The organism is Prevotella mikamonis, from assembly GCF_055381405.1.
Genome location: NZ_AP035785.1, coordinates 2456964 through 2479546, shown reverse-complemented (window position 1 = coordinate 2479546; position 22583 = coordinate 2456964). Strand labels below are relative to the sequence as shown.

The 22583-nt window shown below is 47.6% G+C and carries 16 protein-coding genes; 8 read left to right on the top strand and 8 right to left on the bottom strand.

The genetic code is table 11. The features are described 5' to 3' along the window. Positions 1–3 precede the first annotated feature (3 nt). Positions 4–1248: a TolC family protein gene (locus tag ACZ42L_RS10360; RefSeq protein WP_464716040.1), complete on the bottom strand. Its 1245-nt coding sequence runs from the start codon at positions 1246–1248 to the stop codon at positions 4–6. A gap of 165 nt (positions 1249–1413) precedes the next feature. Here ACZ42L_RS10360 and ACZ42L_RS10355 point away from each other — a divergent pair, with 165 nt between their 5' ends. The 3 genes from ACZ42L_RS10355 to ACZ42L_RS10345 all read left to right on the top strand — a co-directional run bounded on the left by ACZ42L_RS10355 (position 1414) and on the right by ACZ42L_RS10345 (position 6113). Beyond that, on the top strand, positions 1414–2319 hold the full coding sequence (locus ACZ42L_RS10355; protein WP_464716039.1) for an AraC family transcriptional regulator: 906 nt from the start codon (positions 1414–1416) through the stop codon (positions 2317–2319). 133 nt (positions 2320–2452) lie between these two features. Next, positions 2453–4681 carry a glycoside hydrolase family 3 C-terminal domain-containing protein gene (locus tag ACZ42L_RS10350; protein ID WP_464716038.1) on the top strand — a complete coding sequence of 743 codons (2229 nt, stop codon included), beginning with the start codon at positions 2453–2455 and terminating at the stop codon, positions 4679–4681. A gap of 94 nt (positions 4682–4775) precedes the next feature. Next, the gene (locus tag ACZ42L_RS10345; RefSeq protein WP_464716037.1) at positions 4776–6113 is read left to right on the top strand and encodes an MATE family efflux transporter; all 1338 of its coding nucleotides are present in this window, start codon (positions 4776–4778) and stop codon (positions 6111–6113) included. Between the two features lie 61 nt (positions 6114–6174). On the opposite strand, the gene ACZ42L_RS10340 is transcribed toward ACZ42L_RS10345, so the two are convergent. Beyond that, positions 6175–6645, bottom strand: coding sequence for an RNase H family protein (locus tag ACZ42L_RS10340; RefSeq protein WP_464716036.1), 471 nt, complete (start codon positions 6643–6645; stop codon positions 6175–6177). Positions 6646–6768: 123 nt separating this feature from the next. Further along, on the bottom strand, positions 6769–8586 hold the full coding sequence (gene argS, locus ACZ42L_RS10335) for an arginine--tRNA ligase (protein ID WP_464702709.1): 1818 nt from the start codon (positions 8584–8586) through the stop codon (positions 6769–6771). A 297-nt stretch (positions 8587–8883) separates the two neighbouring features. On the opposite strand from argS, the gene pyrE reads away from it, so the two are divergent. From pyrE to ACZ42L_RS10315, 4 genes are all read left to right on the top strand, one after another. Next, positions 8884–9516 (top strand): orotate phosphoribosyltransferase, encoded by a 633-nt coding sequence (pyrE, locus tag ACZ42L_RS10330; protein WP_464698936.1) that lies wholly within the window; start codon positions 8884–8886, stop codon positions 9514–9516. 18 nt (positions 9517–9534) lie between these two features. Then, complete coding sequence (locus tag ACZ42L_RS10325) at positions 9535–9942, top strand: SRPBCC family protein (RefSeq protein WP_464698934.1); 408 nt, start codon at positions 9535–9537, stop codon at positions 9940–9942. 191 nt (positions 9943–10133) lie between these two features. Further along, positions 10134–11492 (top strand): argininosuccinate lyase, encoded by a 1359-nt coding sequence (gene argH, locus ACZ42L_RS10320; protein ID WP_464706058.1) that lies wholly within the window; start codon positions 10134–10136, stop codon positions 11490–11492. Between the two features lie 22 nt (positions 11493–11514). After that, positions 11515–12078 (top strand): hypothetical protein, encoded by a 564-nt coding sequence (locus ACZ42L_RS10315; RefSeq protein ID WP_464698930.1) that lies wholly within the window; start codon positions 11515–11517, stop codon positions 12076–12078. A 316-nt stretch (positions 12079–12394) separates the two neighbouring features. Here the strand turns inward: ACZ42L_RS10315 and ACZ42L_RS10310 are convergent, their stop codons facing one another. From ACZ42L_RS10310 to ACZ42L_RS10300, 3 genes are all read right to left on the bottom strand, one after another. Beyond that, positions 12395–12763: a hypothetical protein gene (locus ACZ42L_RS10310; protein WP_464716035.1), complete on the bottom strand. Its 369-nt coding sequence runs from the start codon at positions 12761–12763 to the stop codon at positions 12395–12397. A gap of 882 nt (positions 12764–13645) precedes the next feature. Next, positions 13646–14290, bottom strand: coding sequence for a hypothetical protein (locus ACZ42L_RS10305; protein WP_464702705.1), 645 nt, complete (start codon positions 14288–14290; stop codon positions 13646–13648). A 201-nt stretch (positions 14291–14491) separates the two neighbouring features. Next, a complete protein-coding gene (locus tag ACZ42L_RS10300) occupies positions 14492–15742 on the bottom strand; it encodes a redoxin family protein (protein ID WP_464716034.1) in 1251 nt (416 codons plus the stop codon). Positions 15743–16322: 580 nt separating this feature from the next. On the opposite strand from ACZ42L_RS10300, the gene ACZ42L_RS10295 reads away from it, so the two are divergent. Continuing rightward, positions 16323–17369 (top strand): TlpA family protein disulfide reductase, encoded by a 1047-nt coding sequence (locus ACZ42L_RS10295; protein ID WP_464716033.1) that lies wholly within the window; start codon positions 16323–16325, stop codon positions 17367–17369. 167 nt (positions 17370–17536) lie between these two features. On the opposite strand, the gene ACZ42L_RS10290 is transcribed toward ACZ42L_RS10295, so the two are convergent. Together ACZ42L_RS10290 and ACZ42L_RS10285 are read right to left on the bottom strand one after the other, a co-directional pair. After that, positions 17537–20065: a zinc-dependent metalloprotease gene (locus tag ACZ42L_RS10290; RefSeq protein ID WP_464702703.1), complete on the bottom strand. Its 2529-nt coding sequence runs from the start codon at positions 20063–20065 to the stop codon at positions 17537–17539. Then, positions 20062–22581, bottom strand: coding sequence for a zinc-dependent metalloprotease (locus ACZ42L_RS10285; RefSeq protein ID WP_464716032.1), 2520 nt, complete (start codon positions 22579–22581; stop codon positions 20062–20064). The genes ACZ42L_RS10290 and ACZ42L_RS10285 overlap by 4 nt, the downstream gene beginning before the upstream one ends. Positions 22582–22583: the final 2 nt, after the last annotated feature.

Below are 22583 nucleotides of genomic sequence, written 5' to 3'. Positions count from 1 at the left end.
TCTTTAGTTGTTGTTTAGTTCGTGTAGATGATATATTTCCTGCAATAATTGCAGTTCGTGCAAGGCCTTGGACTGACGCGCACGGCTCACCGCATTGACATTCCTAAGCAGTTCGTTCACTGTTTCCGTACCGTTTTTCACTTTCAGTTCAGACCGCTCGCGGATACTTATTCTTAATCGGATAATTTCATCGTCCTCTTCTATCTGTCTTTGCAGATTGTCGATAATTCCATTCGACTGCTCATTCTGCAGACGGTTGTTGAACAGAAAAGTCTCGCGCTCGCTGTCGATATGCTGCTGTTGCAGGGCCAACTGTCCTAAATCGTTCTTGCGGGTATACAGCGCACCAATATTCCAGCTCAATGTCAGACCGGCGGCCAACAGTCCGTTGTTGACCATCGACGCCATGCGACTGTGATAATTGGCCATTCCAAATGCGCCAAGATGCGGTTTCAGACGAGCATTGAGAACCTTGCGCTGCGCCATCAACAGTCGACTCTGTGCGGTATAGTATTCCAATTCGGGCCGGCGCACATCCACCTTGTTATTATAAGGGAGGGTGACAGGGCGTGCTAAAGAAGTGTGCGACGTCACCTCCCGACCGATAAACGTGGCCAGCATCGTGGCAAATGTGCGACGGGAAGCGTGCAACGAACTCTCAAGTTGGCGTGCCTGGACCTGTTCCACGCTCACCGCGTCGGCATCACTCTGATTGGCCACACCCTCTTTCATCATTGCCTTGACAGCCTGTTCGCTGATATCCAGGTCTTTCTGGAGCAATGCTACCTGTCTCAACTGCTCATCAAGCGTGAGTATGCCAAAGTAGAGTTGCTCTATACGCCGGTTGATGTCGTACATCGCAACATTGAGCTGATGCGTCTTGACCGCAGCTTCAGCCTCAGTAATACCTTTCTTTGCAGCCACGCTACCGCCGTCGTAGAGTGTCTGGTTGACCTGTACTTGCGCCATACCCATATAGTTTCTCGTATTGAGACCGACCGCACCGAGGGGTGTTGACTTGTCGATAAGGTCGGTAAAGGCATAGCCCGAAGCCGACAGACTGACTTGTGGCAACCATGCTTTGGCCGCATTGGCAGCTGTATAGTCGCGGCTCTGCTCTATCAATGCGTACTGCCTGATAGCAGGATAGTTGTCGTAGGCCAACTGCTTGCAACTCTCCAACGTGAGTTGGGCGAACACCCTGGACAACATGCACAATCCTATGAACAACAAGATTTCTCTTTTCATGCTTCTTTTATGTATTTCGTTCTGATGGCAAAGATACTGGCTATTGGCCAGATTGTCGTTATCTTTCCGACCTTATATATGTTCTATTTGTACAAAAACACACTTTTACAGCGCACAATAAGTCCAAAATAATTATCTTTGCGTAGTTTTATCATTATTCAGTACATGGAAAGAAGGAAGACACGACAGCTGAGTTTTTCGGAAATCAAGGCCATCATTGATAGCAACCGACATCAAGGCGCACTGTTGCCTTATATAGAAAAGGATATGGTGATGGCTATCGAGCGTTCTGATATCATGGTCTCGGTGATGCAAGAAAATATACCCATCAAAGCAGACGACATGCGATTATTCCTCTTAAAGGCCGGGAAAGCCAATGTGACTTTCAACTTGAGACAGCATCAACTGGCAGCCGGAGACCTCGTTTTCGTCAGTGCCGGCAGCATCATTCAGGTCAACCAATTCACCAGCGATGCCGACCTGGAAGCCTTTTCGGTGTCGCCCGATAGACTACAGATGATGTTTGGTGGCCGGCCTCCGGAACCTTTTGCCCGCCAGATGTACGATTTCCACATTCATCTGTCCGATACAGAGCAGCACACATTCCATCTATTGTTTGCCAGCTTGTGGCAACTTGTCAACCAACCCACCCACAGCGACGAGGCTACCAACAGCCTTATGGCCGCCATGATACACGAGACCGACCGGTTACATCGGCGCGACTCGCGGCTGCAATCAGTGCAACGACCGCACGACCAACAGATTTTCGACCGCTTCATCGCACTGGTAAACGAACATGTAGGGCAAGAACATGCGCTCAATTTCTATGCCGACCAACTATGTATCAGTCCCCGTTATCTTGGAACTTTGGTGAAACAAGTGAGTGGACAGACCGCCAAAGAGTGGATAGACCGTGCACTCATCATGGATATCAAAGTGAAACTGAAACACAGCGACATGCAAATCAAGCAGATTTCAGACCGGCTGAACTTCCCTAACGTGAGCTTCTTCTGCAAATACTTCAAGCGACTGACGGGCCATACACCCAATGACTATCGAGAGGGAGAGTAACGGGCTGAAAAGAATGTCAGCTTATGGTATCTTCCAACGAAACACTTGTACAATCCAATAATTTTTGCGAATATTGCATGTAGGTTAGCAATAGCCTATCATATTACTACTGCAAAACAAACTACTACTAAAGATGAAACATCGCTTAATCATGCTTGCAACAGGCTTGTTGCTGCTATCAACGACATCTATCGCACAACCAAAGGTATACCAAAACCTGAAACTCTCTGATGAGAAGCGCGTAGAAAATCTGCTCAACCAACTCACGCTTGATGAGAAAATAGACTACCTGTCTACCGACTTAGGGGTGAAACGTCTTCGAATACCCAGTTACGGACACTATGAGGGGTTGCACGGACTGACCTTGGGAGGCCCAGGCCGATGGGGGAAACGCATCAAGAATCCTGATGGAAGCGAAGGACAGATAGAATATCCCACCACTATATTCCCACAATCGTACGGACTTGGAGAGACCTGGGACCCTGACTTGATTCGACGAATCGGCGAATTGGAGGGCACAGAAGCCCGATACTACTCGCAAGCTGCAAACCAAGACGTCCAGAAAGCACTGGTGCTACGAGCACCCAACGCCGATTTGGCACGCGACCCGCGCTGGGGACGCACCGAAGAAAGCTTTGGCGAAGACCCCTTTCTCACCGCTACAATGTCTACGGCAATGGTTCGGGGACTACAGGGAGACCATCCCAGATACTGGCGGAGTGCAGCCCTGCTCAAGCATTTCCTGGCCAACAGCAACGAGGATGGGCGAGATTCGACGAGTAGCAACTTCGATGAACAACTCTTTCGCGAGTACTACTCCTATCCATTCTACAAGGCTATCACCGAGGGAGGAAGCCGTGCTTTCATGGCATCTTATAATGAATGGAATGGCATAACGATGTGCGTAAATCCTATTCTGGAGTCTATCACGCGAAAAGAATGGGGAAACAATGGCATCATCTGTACCGACGGAGGAGCATTCAAACTGCTTGTGGAAGCTCATCACGCCTACAAGACAATGGAAGAAGGGGCTGCCGCCATCGTAAAAGCTACAACCGGTCAATTCCTCGACGACTACCGCACAGCTATCAAAGGCGCTTTAAGCCAAGGATTGCTGACAGAAAAGGACATCGACAAGGCCATCCGAGGCAACATCTTCGTAGCTTTGAAACTGGGATTGCTGGATGGCAAGGACAGCAGGAATCCGTATTTGGCCATCGGCAGAGACACGCTCGACACCGCACCTTTCCATACCCAGGAGGCTAAGGCACTGGCACGCGAGGCCATGGGCAAATCGGTCGTTCTCTTGAAAAATGACAATAGCACTCGGCTTTTGCCCCTCGACCTGAACCGATTCAAGAAAATAGCACTGATAGGGCCCTATACCAACGAAATCGTACAAGACTGGTACAGTGGGAAACCGCCTTACGAAGTGACCATCTACGACGGTCTGAAATCGGCATTGCGAGGAAGTGGCGTGGAGATAAAGATGGCAAAAGACAATAAGATGGGGCAAGCCGAGCAGTTGGCTAAATGGGCCGACGTGGTCATAGCATGCTACGGCAATCATCCCTACGGGCATAAAACCGACTGGAAATTTTGCCCTGTGCCGAGCGACGGACGCGAAGCCGTTGACCGCCAGACGATGAATCTGCCCGAAGAAGAGGTATTGAAACTACTTCATCAGGCTAATCCCAATACCATCCTGGTACTCGTGAGCAGTTTCCCATATACCATTAACTGGTCGAACGAACATTTACCCACCATCGTACACATTACCCACTGCGCACAGGAGCAAGGCAACGGACTGGCCGACGTATTGCTTGGAAAGGTGAATCCGGCCGGTAGACTGACACAGACGTGGGTGCGTAGCATCACCGATTTGCCTGAGATGATGGATTACGACATCCGACATGGCCGCACCTATATGTACAGTCAACGACCGGTACTCTATCCGTTCGGTTACGGACTCAGTTACTCGAAGTTCGAATATCAGGCGGTCAAGACTGTCAGCACGGACAAGAAAGATGAGATACGTGTGGTTGTCAATGTCAAGAACGATAGTCAGAGAGACGGCGAGGAGGTCGTCCAGCTCTATGTCACCTATCCCGACAGCCACTTCAGCAATCCGCAGAAACAGCTCAAAGCTTTCAAGCGTGTCATGATTAAGGCCGGGCAAACGATTCCAGTGGAGCTGACCGTGAAGAAGACAGACCTGAGACGATGGGACACAAAAGCCCGTCAATGGATCTATGTACCAGGAAAGACGGGCATACTACTAGGTAGCAGCAGTGCCGACATCCGCTTATCGACCTCTCTCGATATATCTGCCGGCGGAATTATCAAGGCTGCCCAGAAGTAGCACATCCATGAGTTGACGCAATACTCGATTCGTAGGAACGAGATTATCATAGTTCCATAAAAAGCGATAACTTTGTAGGGAAAAGCAAAAGAAGATGAGTAATGTAACAGACATGACGGTAGGATCACCCGCAAGGGATATCCTCAAGTTCTCCATTCCACTGATTTTAGGATATATACTCCAACAGTTATACCTGGTCATCGATGCTGCCATTGTGGGCCAGTGGGTCGGCGTAGGAGCTTTGGCTGCCATCGGTGCGTCTACATCCATCATGTTTCTGATTATGGGTTTCTGCAATGGGACGTGTGCCGGATTTGCCATTCCCGTGGCTCAGACGTTCGGTGCGAAAGACTATAGTAAGATGCGTGCCTACGTAGCCAACTCTATCCGCATCAGTATCGTGCTTTCGGTAGTCATCACCAGCGTCTCCTGTATCTTGTGTCACCGCATCCTTGGACTGGTCAACACACCTTCCGATATCTTTCACGAAGCCTACGTGTTTCTGATGTTGCAGTTTCTTGCCATCCCGTTTACGATGGCTTACAACCTGCTATCTGGTTTTATACGTGCCTTGGGAAACTCCCGTCAACCCTTTTATTTCCTGATTGCTTCATCGGTATTGAACGTCATTCTCGATGTCGTCCTGATATTACTGCTAGGCATGGGAGTAGAAGGGGCTGGTATTGCCACTCTCCTTTCACAAGGCTTCTCGGCCCTGCTGTGTGCCTGGTACATCCGTCGAAGCATGCGGATATTGATTCCACAGGGAGCAGAACGGGCTTACCACGATTCTATGGTAGGCCATCTGCTGAATAGCGGTGTCCCTATGGGACTCCAATTCTCTATCACCGGTATCGGCATCATCATGCTCCAGAGCGCCAACAATGCTCTTGGTACTACGTATGTGGCTGCTTTTACGGCATCCATGCGCATCAAATATCTGTTTACCTGTGTGTTCGACAATCTCGGAGTGGCTATGGCCACCTATTGCGGACAGAACATCGGGGCGCATCAGTTGGTGCGTGTGCGACGGGGTATCGCTGCCGTTACGAAGATGATGTTGGTCTACTGTGTGTTCACTTTCCTCATCATCTATCCTTTTGCCGACCACATGATGATGATGTTTGTCGATGGAAGCCAACACGCGGTGATTGAGAATGCGGCGCTTTTCATGCGTATTGCCAATTATTTCTATCCTGCCTTGGGATTGCTGTGCGTGCTTCGCTATTCCATTCAGGGCTTGGGCTACTCCAATCTATCCATGCTCAGCGGTGTTATGGAGATGATAGCACGCTGCGGAGTCAGTCTATGGCTTGTACCTACTTACCACTTTGTAGGCGTATGTTTCGGCGACCCGGTAGCTTGGATAGCGGCCAATGTCTTCCTTATACCGGCCATGCTCTGGCTATACAGGCATCTTGCCAGAAAATAACAGATAAGAGAGAAAAGGTTAGAGGTTGGAGGAAATAGAGAAAGGGATGGACCATACCTATTTACTTCCTACCGAAATCGGCAGGTATTTCGCCCCATTGCTTGGTTTCCCACTTCACTACAGACGTTGTTACGCGATGCGTCCGCAACCATTGTTCGGCACGTGCAATAATCTGGAACAAGGGTTCGGTCTGGGCATTGCGCTCCAATTTGGTCTTACATTGCTTTTTCTTTACCCATAATATAGCATTGTAACTGTCGCTGTAAATGGTATATCCCGTGACTCCTTTCTTATCCAGCAAGGCCAAAGCATGCACGATGGCCAGAAATTCACCAATATTATTCGTGCCATGCACAGGACCGAAATGGAATATCTGCGCTCCTGTCTGTAGGTCGATACCCTGATATTCCATCGGACCGGGATTGCCACTGCAAGCTGCATCTACGGCAATAGCAGGCAATCCCACAGCCTGATGGAGTGGGAGTACCGTATCATTGCGCCATGACGGAGGATTAACAAGAGTGTCAGCCATATACCATAATATTAATATTCTTTCAGATGAGCCTTGATATAAAATTCTCGCTCTCCTGAAAAAGAGTTGGGAGAAAACCCATTACCGCCTTTTAAAGAGGGGCGGAATGGGCCTTCCGATTTCTTACATTCGCTCCGGCACTTCGATACCCAGCAACGCCATACCGTTCTTGATGACCTTGGCCACATTGGCAGCCAACACCAGACGCGTGACTTTTTCGTCCTCATGCTCCGCATTCAGGATGCTGTAGTCGTGGTAGAACTGATTGAACAGCTTGGTCAGCTCGTAACAATAGTTCGCAATACCACTCGGACTATAGTCGGTCCCGGCCTGTGCCACAGCTACAGAGAAGTCGCTCAGCTTCTGTATAAGTTCGGTCTCCTTTTCGTTCAGTGGTGCATTGTCGGCCAGTGCGGTTGGCAATACGATGCCTTCGGCTGCTGCCTTGCGCAGAATACTGCGAATACGGGCGTAGGTGTACTGAATAAACGGACCGGTATTGCCGTTGAAGTCGATACTCTCGGCAGGGTTGAAGAGCATATTCTTACGGGCATCCACCTTCAGGATAAAATATTTCAACGCACCCAGACCCACCACGCGGGCAATCTCGTTGCGCTCTTCTTCGCTCATATCCTTGAACTTACCCAGTTCGTCGCTGGTCTTTCGGGCGTCGTCTACCATTGCTGCTATCAGCTCGTCGGCATCGACTACCGTTCCTTCGCGACTCTTCATCTTGCCGTTAGGTAGCTCCACCATGCCGTAAGAGAAGTGTACCAACTCCTTACCCCATTTGAAACCTAGGCGGTCGAGCAACAGGGAAAGTACCTGGAAGTGATAGTTCTGCTCATTTCCTACCACATAGATCATCTTATCGATGGGGAAATCGGCGAAGCGCATCTGCGCCGTTCCTATATCCTGAGTCATATACACCGATGTGCCATCCGAGCGCAACAAGAGCTTTTGGTCGAGTCCGTCGTCGGTAAGGTCGGCCCACACGCTGTTATCATCTTTGCGGAAGAAGAAACCTTTCTCCAATCCTTCTTCCACCTTTTTCTTTCCTACGAGGTAGGTATCCGATTCATAATAGATTTTATCGAAACCCACACCCATTGCCTTGTAGGTCTCGTCGAAACCGGCATATACCCAGTTGTTCATCTTCTGCCACAATCCGCGCACCTCGGCATCGCCCTGCTCCCACTTCACAAGCATCTCGTGAGCTTCGCGAATGAGCGGAGCTTCGGCAGCAGCCTTGTCTTCCGCCTCTTTATCGGTCATGCCTTGCGCCTTGAACCGTGCCTCCAGCTCCTTGCATTCTGCTTTATAATGCTTGTCGAACAACACGTAGAAGTCGCCTATCAGGTGGTCGCCTTTCTTCCCACTCGTCTCCGGCGTCACGCCTTCGCCCCATTTCTGCCATGCCAGCATGCTCTTGCAGATGTGGATACCGCGGTCGTTGACGATGTTGGTCTTCACCACCCGATTACCATTGGCCTCCATAATCTGAGCCAGCGACCATCCCAACAGATTGTTGCGCACATGTCCTAGATGCAGCGGCTTGTTGGTATTGGGCGACGAATATTCTATCATCACCAGCGGCGAATTCTCCGTGACGGGCTTCTCGCCGTATTTCTCATTGGCATGAATATCGTTGAGCAGGTCTACCCAGGCTGCCGACGCAATGCAGAGGTTCAGGAATCCCTTCACCACATTGTACTTGGCCACCGCCTTACAATGCTCCTGTAGATAGCTACCTATCTCCTCTGCCGTAGCTTCGGGACTCTTCCGGGAGGTCTTCAGGAAGGGGAATACCACGAGTGTGAGATTACCCTCAAAGTCACTTCTAGTCTTCTGGAGTTGCACCATCTTGGCCGGAACATCCTGCCCGTACAGTTCCTTCACTGCCGCGAGTACCGCACTGCCAATTTCGTCTTCTATCATCATACCGATATATCGCTAATATTGTTAATCCTTATTGAATGTTGCAAAGGTAAGAAAAATATTGCAAACCACCATCTATAATGTTTTCTTCCCCATTCTAACCAATTAAAAAGTTAACAAAACCAATGTGAATTCTATCTCATTAGACAAAGAATCCTAACGTTCCAGGTTTTATTTTGAAGTCTGCAATATTTGATTTACCTTTGCATGAGACAGGACACACTCGACCCACAGAGAGTGAACCCTCTTTGTATTCGTTTGCACTGTCTTTGCATTGTCAACAATTAAAACCAATACGCTATGGACACTTTAAAGAAAGAATTTGCATCGAAACTACTCAAGGTAAAAGCTATCAAACTGCAACCCGATAATCCTTTCACATGGGCATCAGGCTGGAGTTCTCCATTCTACTGCGACAATCGCAAGACGCTGTCGTATCCAGAACTGCGCAACTACATCAAGCTGGAATTGGTACACGCCATATTAGAGGCTTTCCCAGAGGTTGAAGCCATTGCCGGAGTAGCCACAGGAGCTATTGCACAAGGTGCATTGGTAGCCGATGAGCTGCACCTTCCTTTCGTATATGTGCGCTCGAAACCCAAGGACCACGGTCTGGAAAACCTGATAGAGGGCGAACTGCGCCCCGGCTCAAAGGTAGTAGTGGTAGAAGACCTCGTCTCTACAGGCAGCAGCAGTCTGAAAGCTGTCGAGGCTATACGCCGAGACGGATGCGACGTCATTGGCATGGTAGCAGCCTATACCTACGGATTTCCTGAGGCCACAGAAGCCTTCAACAAGGCCGGCGTGAAGCTCGTTACCCTCACCGATTACGACCATGTGGTAGCAGAAGCGCTCGACACCGAGTACATCGTAGAGAGCGATGTCGAACTATTACACGAATGGCGCAAGGATCCGGCGCATTGGCACAAATAAAACAACACCCCATACAACATGAGTAAATTTGAAAGTAGCATTCGCGAGATAGCCTACTCGCAGCAGGCTGTCTACGACATGCTGAGCGACCTGAGCAACATCGACAGAATCAAGGGGCGCATCCCCGAAGACAAACTCAACGACCTCTCGTTCGACCAAGACTCCATTTCCATCGGCAGTCCGATGGGCGCAGTGAAATTACATATCATCGACCGCGAACCGCCAAAGTGCATCAAGTTTGAGACAGAGCAGAGTCCGCTCCCTTTCAACTTCTGGATACAGCTGCTACCCGTGACCGAAACTTCGTGCAAAATGAAGCTTACCATCAAGGCCGAGCTTAATCCGTTTATCAAGGGAATGGTTCAGAAACCCCTTCAAGAGGGCATTGAGAAGATTGCCGACGCCCTACAGATGATACAATATTGATTATACGCCAAGGGAGTGTGTCCGAACAGAACACACTCCCTTGCACATATCTGGCGGCATACGCATGGCGGAGAGACAGCATGATTACCCATCATCGCCCGTTTCTCGATACTACCGCACTGGCAGCCTGCCCCGATAGACTATGAGAGATTACCGACTATACACGAAAAGAGAGACTAAACGACAAGAAAATGGCTAACAAACTCTGGGAGAAAAACTTTGAAGTGAACAAGGAGATAGAGCGGTTCACCGTCGGGCGCGACCGCGACATGGACCTCTATTTGGCCAAGTACGATGTGCTCGGCTCGATGGCCCACATCACCATGCTCGAATCCATCGGCCTGCTAGGCAGCGACGAATTGTCACCGCTGTTGGCCGAATTGCGCCATATCTACGCTGCATGCGAGCGTGGGGAGTTCGCCATCGAGGACGGCGTGGAGGACGTTCACTCACAGGTAGAGCTGATGCTCACGCGCAGACTCGGCGATATGGGCAAGAAGATACACAGCGGTCGCAGCCGCAACGATCAGGTTCTGGTAGACCTGAAACTCTTCACACGCCATCAGCTCAAAGAGATTGTAGATGCCGTCAAGCTGCTTTTCGACCAGCTGATAGACAAAAGCAACCGCTACCGCGACGTACTCATGCCGGGCTACACACATTTGCAGATAGCCATGCCCAGCAGTTTCGGACTTTGGTTCGGCGCGTATGCTGAGAGTCTGGCCGACGACATGCTCTTTCTCCAGGCTGCATGGCGCATGACCAATCGCAATCCACTGGGGTCGGCAGCCGGCTACGGCAGTTCGTTCCCGCTCGACCGCACCATGACCACGCGCCTGCTGGGCTTCGACTCAATGGACTATAACGTAGTATATGCCCAAATGGGACGTGGCAAGACCGAGCGCAATGTGGCCTTTGCCTTGGCCACCGTGGCCGGAACACTGGCCAAAATGGCCTTCGACAGCTGCCTCTTCAACAGTCAGAACTTCTCGTTCGTGAAGCTGCCCAAGGAGTGTACCACCGGGTCGAGCATCATGCCGCACAAGAAAAATCCCGATGTCTTCGAGCTGATTCGCGCCAAGAGCAACAAGATACAGGGACTACCGCAGCAAATCATGCTCATGATGAACAATCTGCCCGCAGGCTATTTCCGCGACTTACAGATTATCAAAGAAGTCTTCCTACCTGCTTTCGACGAACTAAAAGACTGCTTGCAGATGACTGCCTATATCGTCAACAAAATGGAAGTCAACGAGCATATACTCGACAACCCCATGTACGACCCTATGTTTTCGGTAGAAGAAGTGAACCGGCTGGCTGCCGAAGGCTTGCCATTCCGCGATGCCTACAAGAAAGTGGGACTGGAAATCGAGGCCGGCACATTCAAGGCCGACAAGCATATACACCACACCCACGAGGGCAGCATCGGCAATCTGTGCAACGATGCCATCAAGGCGCTCATGGAACAGACCATCAGCGAGTTTCATTTTGAGCAGATGGAACAGGCCGAGCATGCACTGCTCGCCACCGGCCAAGGCACAGCCGAGTAACCAACGAAACCACCAAGAACCTATGAGATGTCTCCGCTTCATCGGTCTGCTGACCACAATATTACTGCTTACCACAGCCTGTAACTCCCAGCATGAGTACAGCAACTACCCCTGCTACGTCGTCATCGACAACAGCGTACACCAAGATGCCGTACTGGCACAGGCCATGACTCCCTATTCCGGAGTCTTCGCCACGCTCACCATCACCACTCACGGCGGTGCTCAGTACTTCCGATTTGTCAGCAACCAGCACACATCTTCCGAGTCCATCTTCAACGCCATCGACTCGCGCCGTTCGTTCCAACTGGGCATGAACGGGGCTATTATCGTAGGATTCGGCAACTCCGCCGATGCCACCTTCTATGCCTACGACCGCGAATGCCCCAACTGTTTCGACCCGGATGCCATTCCCCTGCGCAGCAAACCGCTGTCTGTGGCCTCCACAGGCATTGCTACCTGTCCCGTATGCCACCGCAAGTACGACCTGAACAACGGCGGACTTGTGGTCGGCGGCAATCCCGGCAACAAGCTCCAGCGCTATCCTGCATCCTCTACAGGCCCTCTCGGTGTGCTGTCAGTGAGATAAGACGCACACTGTAAACACGCCAAAAACAAAAATGGGCATCCAATTTCTTGGACACCCATCACTGATTTGATCTAAACAGTACATAAGACTTTCGCTATTGCGAAAGAGAAATTATATCTTTTTCATCATCGAGACAGCCCTGAGCCTGCTTCCGTTAACACTCGGAATCTCCCATTACTTCCCGTTAACTCCAGCTATCTCCCGTTAACTCCGGCTATCTCCCGTTAACTCCGGCTATCTTCCGTCAACTCCGGCTACCTCCCGTTAACTCCGGCTACCTCCCTGTTAACTCCAGCTACCTCCCTGTTAACTCCGGCTACCTCCCTTTCAATCCCCTGTTCTCAAGCGTCGTATTGAGCAACAACACATACCTGTCAAACTGTTCCTGATTCAGCACATAGCGCATGTGACGAATGTCGTTGGCCACAGCACGCTCCACCATCTTGCGCTTATCGTCCTTGGGCGCGACAGCCGCATTACTCATTTCGATGGCAAAAGCCTTATGCACATCCTCAGCAATGAGACGCTGGTCGGAAGAGAGACTCAACGCCTCGGCCAATTTACGTAAATTGAAGTTGATATTAAACGCGTTCGACCCCTCTACGGCAGTCGTTTGGGTCTCCTCTGCAAATACAGCCGTCATACCAAACAATACCACCAGAGACATTATTATCCTTTTCTTCATCTTTCTACCTTTCTTTATTCAGAGACTCCCCTATCCTGTTTGGAGTCGCCGTCTTCTCTGTTATCCTTGTCTAAATACGATGTAAAGGTAACAACTTATCACCAAGTGTACAACACTTTTCTCTGCCTGTTTGCGCAAACACCACCCTTTTTTGACCTATATCAACACGTTTACTTATCAGTTGTTACCTCCCAATAATTCACAGACAGCCAAGCTCAGGAACTCATAAACTCAACTCATAAAACTGCAAGGCCTCCGCAGCATCGCTGCAAGGTACGAACAGCAATGCTGCAAAGCCCAGTCAGCAACACTGCCAAGGCCTTGCAGAAATTTAATAGAAAATTGAGAGTTGAGAATTGTGAATTATGAATTGACAGGTAAGAGATTAGAAGATTGTTGGGATGCTGCATGCCGAGTCTGCAAACAGGAAAAGCAAACCGCTTCTCACCCCCTCTCCCAAAGCGAGGGAGCATAGGGGGAAGTAGAGATGTTGACAAGTTAACGAATAGACAAGAAAACTCACCAACTCATCAACTTACAAACTCATTTATGATGTGGAGTACCTCGCGGCACTCATTCTTTTTCTTCATTCTTTATCCAACGGTTGTCGCTGTGCGACAACACATCGGCTAGTATAAACTATAGCGGTTTCACCGCTATTATTTGTTGATGGACAATGGAACTAACCGCAACGCGGTTACAGTTCATAATAGCCTACGGTTGGAGCGGAGCGCAAACCGTAGGACAACAGGTGTGAAGGATGCTGAGTGCCGATAGGTACTCCACATGACGAGCAAGTTTTTGAGTTTGTAAGTTGATGAGTTGTAGGGAGAATTGTATCTGCCCAACGGGTAAGAACTCTATACAGACTTGATTTCCGGGCTATAACACCTTGTGAATAGCCGGCTCAAACACGTAATATGCCTTAGAAGTCTTCAGGCCGGTGGTGGGCAGAACCGGCAGTTTCACCTTGCCAAGCCAGTTGAGCACCTCTCTAATCTGGTCTTCGTTGATACACTTGTTAGCTCCATCGAACACTACAAACATCGGGAAACACTGGTGTTCCTTGTTGTACACGTACATATTGGCTTGGAAAGGATTGTTCTTCAAGGCGTTGAAACGAGCTGTCTGGTCGGCAGTCAGTACACTTTTCAGCGCTTTGGTAAGCTCGGCGCGGGCCGTGCTGGCTGTCTGACGGGCATACTCTCTGTCTACACTGTAAACCCTTGTCAGCTTATTTTTTTCGATATACTTCTCGGCAGCCTCCTTCTCGGCAGCGTAATAATAGAAGTGAATACGGCCGGACTTTCCTTTAAAAGGCAGGTAGCGCACCTGCTCTTCCAGTCCGCCATCGTGCTTGATTACCTCAACATCCATCAATCCCTTTAGGAAACCCTGGGCTTTTGCTTGATGTACTCCGCCAAATGTCAGTATCATTGCCAGCAGGCAGAGCTTGAAGACACTCTTCAGCGTCTGCTTTTGATTATTGTTTCCAAATTCCATACGTTCTAAATTTAAATTCTCCATCGTTTGTTTATTTCTATTTGAATATTTTTTCGATGGCAAAGTTACGAAAACGCCCTGATTAACATATAGGGAAATGCCTATCAGAATGTCCCATTTCCCTAAAACACACATTCGCCAGCATCGCCGACAACAGCACTATTGGACGAGAAGAAAAGCAACGGGGGGCGCTTCCAAGGGCATGCCCCCGACCTCCCCAGAAGTCTATAATCGCTCTTGAAGAATCTTTTCCAATTCGTCGGCTTCAGGATAAACAGCCAGGATTGTCCCTTGCTCATCTATGAGAAAACCGCCTCCAGCTGAATTCTGAAGCCCATTTTTCAACCAGACAGCATGTTGGTCATTGAGTTCCAACAGGTTCAACCACGGATATCCGTCTTTCTCGATGGCAGATTTCATGTTTTCCATATTCATTTCTCTGGCAATACCGATTACCTGGAATCCCTTGTCTTTATATTTCTCGTAGACAGGAATAATCGCTTTAGCACGGCGCCTACAAGGACCACACCAACTTGCCCACATATCGATGAGTATAATCTTACCCGTATATAGAGATGATAGTTTCACGTTGCGCCCATCAATGCCTCGCACATCATAATCGATATACTTTTTCCCCTTCTGCAATCTTGAAGCTGCTACCTCATAAGCTATCTCCTGAGTATACGGATGCTCAGGCATATAATCCACATAATATGTCAGAAACATGTCTGCCAATCTTGCTTGCGTTTTAGGCAATCTGTTACTTAACATTTGATTTCTTATTCCGGCAAGACTATAAAAGCACTTGTTGGATTCAAACCATTTGACTAAGTCTACCCGAAAGACATCTTTCAAATCTTCGTATTTTGCCATTAACGCTGCCCCTATATCGGAAAGCCGGTCCTTAGGCAGAAGCTGGAACAAGCTGTCTCGTTGTGCATCCTGAGCATGTTCCATCTTTGAATAGATTTCATAGACAATAGGTTTAAAAAGCTGTTTATTCCTATCAAGACTCTCCCGTTCTGTCTCCAGCTTTTTAAATTTTGGGTCATAGAGTGCAAACATAGAATCCTTGTAAGCAATATATTTCATCATCATGCCGTTTTCCTCTCCATCGGCTACTATCTTTATGCCATCATCTTCTTCCCCAGTCCTGGCAGGAATCGTAATATGGACGGCAGCATTCTCGGCAATAAACTCGGCCACACGCATAGAGCCTCTTTCATACTCACTCTTTAAGCATACGGTATAACACTTAAGGGTATCGGCAATCAATCTGTAATCGAACTTGCCATCTTTAATCTCTATAGTAACAAAAGGAGTTATCTGTGTGACCGCTCCACTTTCAAACAGCATCAACTGTTTCTCGCTTAAATCTTCCACTTCGCCGGAAATACGACATACAAAAGATTGTGCATATCCATGACCAATACTTGCCAGCAGTATGGCCAAACCAAATAACAGATGTTTCATCATATAAATATAGATTTTATGGGTGTATTATTTTTACTGATACTCATATTCTACTCCTGCCAAACAGCATTGTGACTGTCGTAATGTTGACACACTACGCCCTCTTTTTCTCTCATCTCCCTAAAATAAAAGGCTTACGACAGCCAGTTCCATCGGGGAAAGGACGGGCAAAGCCTTTCATGTTTCTACTATCTTAGGAATACAGCATAAAAGTAAACCTTTCTGTTATAATCACCAAATAATATCAAGATTATTTCCAGCCAAAAATAAAAATCGGCATCCTATCGCAAAACCGTTGATTGGGGATGGTACGATTGCAGATAATCATTGATTCTTGATTCATATAGTTCCTTTATCTTTCGTTGAGAAGTTTATACTTCGTCCCGGTTATATACTCGACTTATTGCCAACAATATTTTCTCTGAAAACATCAATTCGCCACGAGCAAAGAACTATGAATTGTTTTTAATGTTATTTAAATTGAGTTGGTAATTATATGATGGTAACAATAAACGACGTATCTTTATAAATATCGAGGTATATACACCTTGGATGATTCACTATAAATACCTAAGTATTAGACATGAAGAGACTGGTTGTTATCATATTTTTATTTTCTGCTTTGATGATGGTATCTGCTCAGAATGTATGCCATGTAACGGTAGAATATCCTCATTGGGGCGATACGTTGTTGATAAATATTACAGAGTGTATATCTGGAAAAGAAGTGGAGAAGGATACTGTATTGAGGAAAAACGGAAACTTCAGTTATGAGATAGCTTTAGAGTCTCCGGCTATTATGAATATATCAACCCCTGCTTTTTCAGAATTAAGAGACGACGACCAAATTGAGCGTTTTGTCATTGTACCAGGCGAATCTGTCAGATGCAAAGGGTATCAGGAAATAGAAGGAACTGGTTTTTCTCAACAATATGCCAAGGTAAGAAGTTTTATTAAATCACCTGCCTACCGCGAGCGTACAGATAAGTACAAAGCTATTTTAGACTATGTAACGGCGAATAAGGACAACGAAGCATGTGTGGCACTGATTACTGATTATAATATATTACATGTGATGGATGAAACGAAGATGAAAGAAGCTTTCGCTTTGCTCTCATCAAGCGTACAGAAGGGAAGAATGCGTCCTTTGTTTGATTTCATGGTGAAACAGATTCAGAAAAAGAATTCAAAACAGAAGAAGCAATCTGATTTAATAGGAAAGGCAGCTAAAGACTTTAAACTGAAGGATATGCAAGGAAAAGAAATCAGCCTGTCTTCTTTTCGTGGTCAATATATCCTTTTGGATTTTTGGGGAAGTTGGTGTATACCTTGTCTGAAGGCACTGCCGGAATTAAAAGAATTCTATAAGAAGAACAAAGACAAGGTGGTAATTATCGGTATAGCCTGTCATGATAATGAGAGAAGATGGCAAAAGGCTATCAAGGAAAATCAGTTGACCTGGCATAATGTACTCGCTCCCAAAGGCAATAAGATAACAGAAGACTATAAGATTACACACTATCCCACCCAGATTTTCATATCACCGGATGGACGTATCTTGAGCTATACCAACTCTCCTGATTCGGACATTTATCCGTTTATCAAAAGCACGTTGGAGACTCAGCAATAGATACAGCATATATCCTGTGTTGTTAGTGGGATAAAGAATATTGGAAAGAGCTTTGCCGCGGGCATATCTGTTACCCTCACTTTAAGCTTGCACCAATTAAAAAAGACTCTATTGCGCGACAATCAAGTGTAGCAATAGAGTCTTTTCTCGTTTTATGATAAGGGGGATTACTTCATGTATTGTTGCAACCTGCTATACAGAAGCGAGTAGTGGGCTTTTAAATCGGGAGACTTCGTAGTCTCCAATCTTTGCTTCAACAACTCGTCTAGCTTTTGGGCATAGAAGAAATTGAATTCCGACGTTCGGCCGACAGTCTGTCCCCATAGGTCGGCCGGCGCTCCATAGGCTTTTCCGAAATTCAGGAATGCCACTTCATCCTTACGAAGGTTGTGCACATCAGTTACCTGCTTCACATCTTCAGCAGCTGTACGGATGTTATCTACATAGACATTCTGTAAGGTTCTGTCAGTCTCGTCGAGCTGCTCATCGCCGGCCAGGGTCTTGGCAAACACATACTGGAATACTTCCTCATTGTACTCCATAGGAGAGTAAGATGTGGAATCAAGATAGAACGACAGATTGAGCTTCGACGTAGCCCTGACGGCCATGGTTGCGATGCTGTGTGCCATGAGTTTAAAGGGACGGTTGGCAGCATAAGGCAACTTCTTCTCCAAAGCCTCATTGCCCATGGAAGAGAATTGACGGGCCTGATTGAGTACCCACATGGCCGACTTGCGCTGCTCTTCCTTGGGTACGACCTTGTAGCGTGGAAGTCCGGACTGCTCACTGGTCTGATAGAGATATATCCCACCTATATTGGCATATACGTTGCGTACATAGCCCAGGGCCTGCTGTAGAATCTCGGTGTAAAGTTCGCCCTTACGCTCGGCATCCTCATTATCGGGCAACCAACTGTCCATGTGGGCAAGAATATAGCGCAAATTCTTCAACCCATAGTCAGAAGACTTGATAGGACTGTCGCCTAAATCTTCTTCAACGGCCGACGGGTCGAGACGGGTGTCTGTCTGCTGAAGCCCATAACGATAAAGCGGATTGTTGGCATGGTCATCAACAAACTTACGCAAGTGCTTGGCATCGTCTTCATATCCTCTTGAATTACGGAACTGGCGGTATCCCCAATCTATGGCATAATAGTCGTAGACTCCTAAGAAAGGAGGTGTCTGCGAAACGCCCTTATCGCCAGGCTGTGCCACATAGTTGTATCGGGCATAGTCCATAATAGAGGCCGTAGTACCATATTTCTGCGTGAACGAACTAGAGCGGAGCGAGTCTGTGGGATAGGCAGCCGAGGCCGACATGTTGTGCATGAGACCAAGCGTATGGCCTATCTCGTGGGCAACAACATACTCTAACGACTGTGAAACGATGCTGTCGGGCATGTGTGGAACCCGCACAGCAGGCTCTATCTGGGCAGTCTGTACGAATCTCCAGTTATCAATGACATTGATGACATCATTATATACCAAGACCGTGGCATTGATAATCTCGCCAGTACGAGGATCGACCCACGAAGGCCCCATAGCATTCTCCACAGACGTAGGCAGATAACGGATACATGAATATTCAAAGTTATCTGGGTCAAATTTCGGATCGTCGGTAGGGAAATCGCGTACTTGCATCACGTTTTTGAACCCGATACGCTCGAAAGCATCGTTCCAACGAAGCACCGAAGCCTTGAGAGCTTTCTTCCATAACTCTGGGAACGTATTCTCGACATACCATACAATAGGTTTTACCGGTTCTGATAGACGACCTGAGAAATAGGCTGCGGTGTCTTTAGGCTCTACCCGCCACTTCTTCACCACGGTTACCTTTTCCAACTGTTGGTCTTTCAGTACATCTTTCGGTATAAGGAAATATCCTACTCGTGTATCGCTCAGGCGCGGAGTCATGGGGATTTCCGGGAGAAGAGCTATTGTGAAATTCACACCGATAGACACCGGATAGTTGCTAAGCCGGGGCTTGCTGTCCTGGCCGGTGAGCGTTATGGTATATGCACGGTCAAGTTTGATACAAGCATTACGCTCAAAAGCTTTTAAGCCTACGATACGCGACAGGTTTTCCTTGTGCGTATAACTCACCTTGAACGAGCCTGCCCTGCTACCCATGATGGGGAAGAACCTATCTTCCTTGAGGAAGAAAGACGAGGCATCAAAGAGTACGCTGTTGTTCTTCTTGCTCCTGCCCTTGACAGGAAAACTATAGAAATCGAGATTGTCAAAGCTTAGTGCAGCTGCTTTAGCTTCCGCCGTATTGCCAGAATCGTACAGCAAATCAGAGTTGACGACCTGCATCACCACCGTACTGTCTTTCTCCACAAAACGTATATGTATCAAATTAGAATTCTTAAATCCTAGGCTACCCAGTTGGGGATTGGATATAGAAGAAATCGTAGCACCGATTATCATGTCTCGGCCGAGCGAGTGCTGTGGCAGTTCGATGAGCAGTTTCCCATCGGTCTTGTGCAGAGAAATAAAGCCACTATTTGCCGACTCACACTTATTGTCGGTAAGGGCATGCTCGTAAGGAGTCTTCTTGACTTCTTTTTTCGCTTCTATCTTCTTTTTCTTCTTGAAGAACGGGAAAGCCTGAACGCTTGTGCCGAACAGCACCATACAGACAGCAAGAGTGCAAAGGCGCGCAACTAAAGAGGCAGTGATATGAATCTTTCTCATTGCTTACCCTCCAACAGATGATTTACCTTGTAAAGCATCACCTGATAATGTGCTTTACCCATTGCATCTAAATTCGTTTTAACGACTTTCTCAAGCATCGGTTTCAACCGCAATAGAGAGCTGTAGAAATAAAGACCAGACTTGTCGAGTACATCCTCATTGACAGTAGGAACTAACGGCGAAGTAGGACTACCGTAGCTTGTTGTGGCAGCAGTGGCCCGCAACGAGGTACTGCCTGCACCTGAACTCTTACGGGCTTTGTTGACAGCCGCACGCGAATAGGTGATATAAGTGTTCTGCAAGATACGTTCTTCCTGTGTCGGCGACTTTCCATTCATCAGACATTGGAATATGCCATTGAACACATCGTCAAAGTATTCTTTCTGGGAATAGGACTCAGGAGCAAGATAATTAGACACAGCCAGTCGCTTTCTCGCCCCCATAATATCGTAGCCTATGAATTCGAGCAGCTGATCATAGTAGCTGATAGCCATGAAACCCTTTCTCTCAAAAGAACGGTCAGCATAACTTGTAAACTGCTTGGCCTGATGAATACACCACAAAAGAGCCTCGCGCTGCTTGCTCTTAGACACCACCTGATAGCGGGGAACACCGGAGCTGAGCTTCATATCGTTGAGGAAAATACCGCCAACATTGCTTATCACCTGCTTGAAGAAAGCATAATGCTGTTGGGCTATCGTCAGGTAGAGCGTCTCTTTCTTACGACTGTCCTCATCGTTTTTAATCCATTTGGGCAGATTCTTCACGATGGTATGCAGATTTCGTATGCCCAAATTAGCCGCTTTTAAGGCATTGTTGCCTAAAGCACCTTCGGCAACACGTGGGTCGTACTGCGCCGTTTGTCCACGATAGTAACGGTAACGAGGATTGACAACTCGACTATCGACCATCTTCTCCAAGTCTTTTTGCTCTTGATTAACCGTTATTTTCTCTGTGTCGAAATATTTGTAGTTCCACTCTATGGCGTGCTTGTCGTATGGGCCAAGACCAGTGGGAACAAGTCTTACGTTCTTATCAGAAGGCTGTGCTACATAATTATAATACACATCGTCCATGATAGATGGCGACAATCCATTGATGCTGGTGAACCGGGCATTGCGAAGAGAGTCTACCGAATAGGCCGACGATGCGCCCGGATTGTCGAGCAAACCGAATAGTTTGCCTGCACAGCGAGCAACATAATATTTCAAGGATTCTGCAAACTTGTCGTCTGCAAACTTATCTGAACGAACAGAAGCATCAGTAGCAGCTGTTTCTACAACTCTACGCTTGTAAAGCAGTTGAGCTATATTGCTGGAAATAATCAACGAACCATTGATGATTTCTCCATTATTGGGATTGACCAAAACAGGATTTTCTATGCTTTCGGCTTCGGAAGGAATATAGCGGATGCTGTTATGCCGCATATCGTCCATGTCAAAATCGGAATTATCCTTAGGACAATCCACCACCTCTATGGCTTTTTTAAAACCGGCTTGTTCGAAAGCCTGATTCCATAAAAGCACTCCCTGGCGTACGGGGTCACGCCAAGACTGTGGCAAAGTGTTGTCAAGATAGAATGTGATTTTCTTCTCTGGTTCCGACAATTTTCCCTGTGCATAGGCTTTCTTGTCGCGTGGAATCAAGTTCCAACGATGAGCAATATAGGTTGATTTGGTCTTCTCTATATTGCTAGACAGGGCCAGTTTCGAAGAGGAGGCAATACCTACCCGCGAATCAACAATACGAGGCCGCATCTTGCTTTCGGGCAAGAGCGACAGACTGTAAGTGACACCAATGGTAGTAGGCAATTCGTTGGCTACAGGTACAGACATAATCATGGCTGTCACCGCATAATTAAACTCATTCTTGACACACAGGTTATCGTCAAAGCTCTTGATGGAGCGGATATATGACAAGTCTGACTTGGGAGACGCTTTTATATTAAACTTGCCATTGGTAGTAGGGATAACACCCAACATACTGTTGGGACGTGCCAGCAATGATGTAACATCGAACACCACGGCAGAGCTGTCATTGTTATAGGTTTCTACCTTGAAGCCATAGAAAAGCGGGTCCCGATAGTTCAGGTTCAGCGCACTTTGTAATTCGGGCGAAGCCTTGCCATCGTTGTACACCACCGTATTGGGAGTTTTCATGACAACACTGCTGTCTTGAAGTTCAAAATAGAAATCTATCGGATTGAGACTCCTGGAACCAGGACTAATGTAGGTAGCATCGGTCACCGAAGATACAGCTCCACCTAACAACATCTCCTTGCCAAGATATTTCAGGGGCAACTCAAAGTAGAGTTTGCCGTCCATCTTATGTAAAGTGATAAAACGGCTTTTGGCTGTTTCGAACTTTTTATTCTTAAACAGCCTGTCGTACTTGGTCTCCTTTTTGGTCTTTTTATCTTGCTTCTTGCTGTCGTCGGCATGAACCGGCAGAACAAGCAAGAGCGATAGGAGCAAGAATACTCCTATCGCACTGTAGTGAACATGTTTAATCTTCATTT

Bases quoted from the DNA above. Each gene is read 5' to 3' on its own strand.
- ACZ42L_RS10315 (WP_464698930.1), top strand. From the start codon at position 11,515: ATGAGATGTCTCCGCTTCATCGGTCTGCTGACCACAATATTACTGCTT.
- ACZ42L_RS10290 (WP_464702703.1), bottom strand. From the start codon at position 20,065: ATGAGAAAGATTCATATCACTGCCTCTTTAGTTGCGCGCCTTTGCACT.
- ACZ42L_RS10345 (WP_464716037.1), top strand. From the start codon at position 4,776: ATGAGTAATGTAACAGACATGACGGTAGGATCACCCGCAAGGGATATC.
- argS (WP_464702709.1), bottom strand. From the start codon at position 8,586: ATGATGATAGAAGACGAAATTGGCAGTGCGGTACTCGCGGCAGTGAAG.
- ACZ42L_RS10310 (WP_464716035.1), bottom strand. From the start codon at position 12,763: ATGAAGAAAAGGATAATAATGTCTCTGGTGGTATTGTTTGGTATGACG.
- argH (WP_464706058.1), top strand. From the start codon at position 10,134: ATGGCTAACAAACTCTGGGAGAAAAACTTTGAAGTGAACAAGGAGATA.
- ACZ42L_RS10305 (WP_464702705.1), bottom strand. From the start codon at position 14,290: ATGGAGAATTTAAATTTAGAACGTATGGAATTTGGAAACAATAATCAA.
- ACZ42L_RS10360 (WP_464716040.1), bottom strand. From the start codon at position 1,248: ATGAAAAGAGAAATCTTGTTGTTCATAGGATTGTGCATGTTGTCCAGG.
- ACZ42L_RS10285 (WP_464716032.1), bottom strand. From the start codon at position 22,581: ATGAAGATTAAACATGTTCACTACAGTGCGATAGGAGTATTCTTGCTC.
- ACZ42L_RS10350 (WP_464716038.1), top strand. From the start codon at position 2,453: ATGAAACATCGCTTAATCATGCTTGCAACAGGCTTGTTGCTGCTATCA.
- ACZ42L_RS10355 (WP_464716039.1), top strand. From the start codon at position 1,414: ATGGAAAGAAGGAAGACACGACAGCTGAGTTTTTCGGAAATCAAGGCC.
- pyrE (WP_464698936.1), top strand. From the start codon at position 8,884: ATGGACACTTTAAAGAAAGAATTTGCATCGAAACTACTCAAGGTAAAA.
- ACZ42L_RS10325 (WP_464698934.1), top strand. From the start codon at position 9,535: ATGAGTAAATTTGAAAGTAGCATTCGCGAGATAGCCTACTCGCAGCAG.
- ACZ42L_RS10340 (WP_464716036.1), bottom strand. From the start codon at position 6,645: ATGGCTGACACTCTTGTTAATCCTCCGTCATGGCGCAATGATACGGTA.
- ACZ42L_RS10300 (WP_464716034.1), bottom strand. From the start codon at position 15,742: ATGATGAAACATCTGTTATTTGGTTTGGCCATACTGCTGGCAAGTATT.
- ACZ42L_RS10295 (WP_464716033.1), top strand. From the start codon at position 16,323: ATGAAGAGACTGGTTGTTATCATATTTTTATTTTCTGCTTTGATGATG.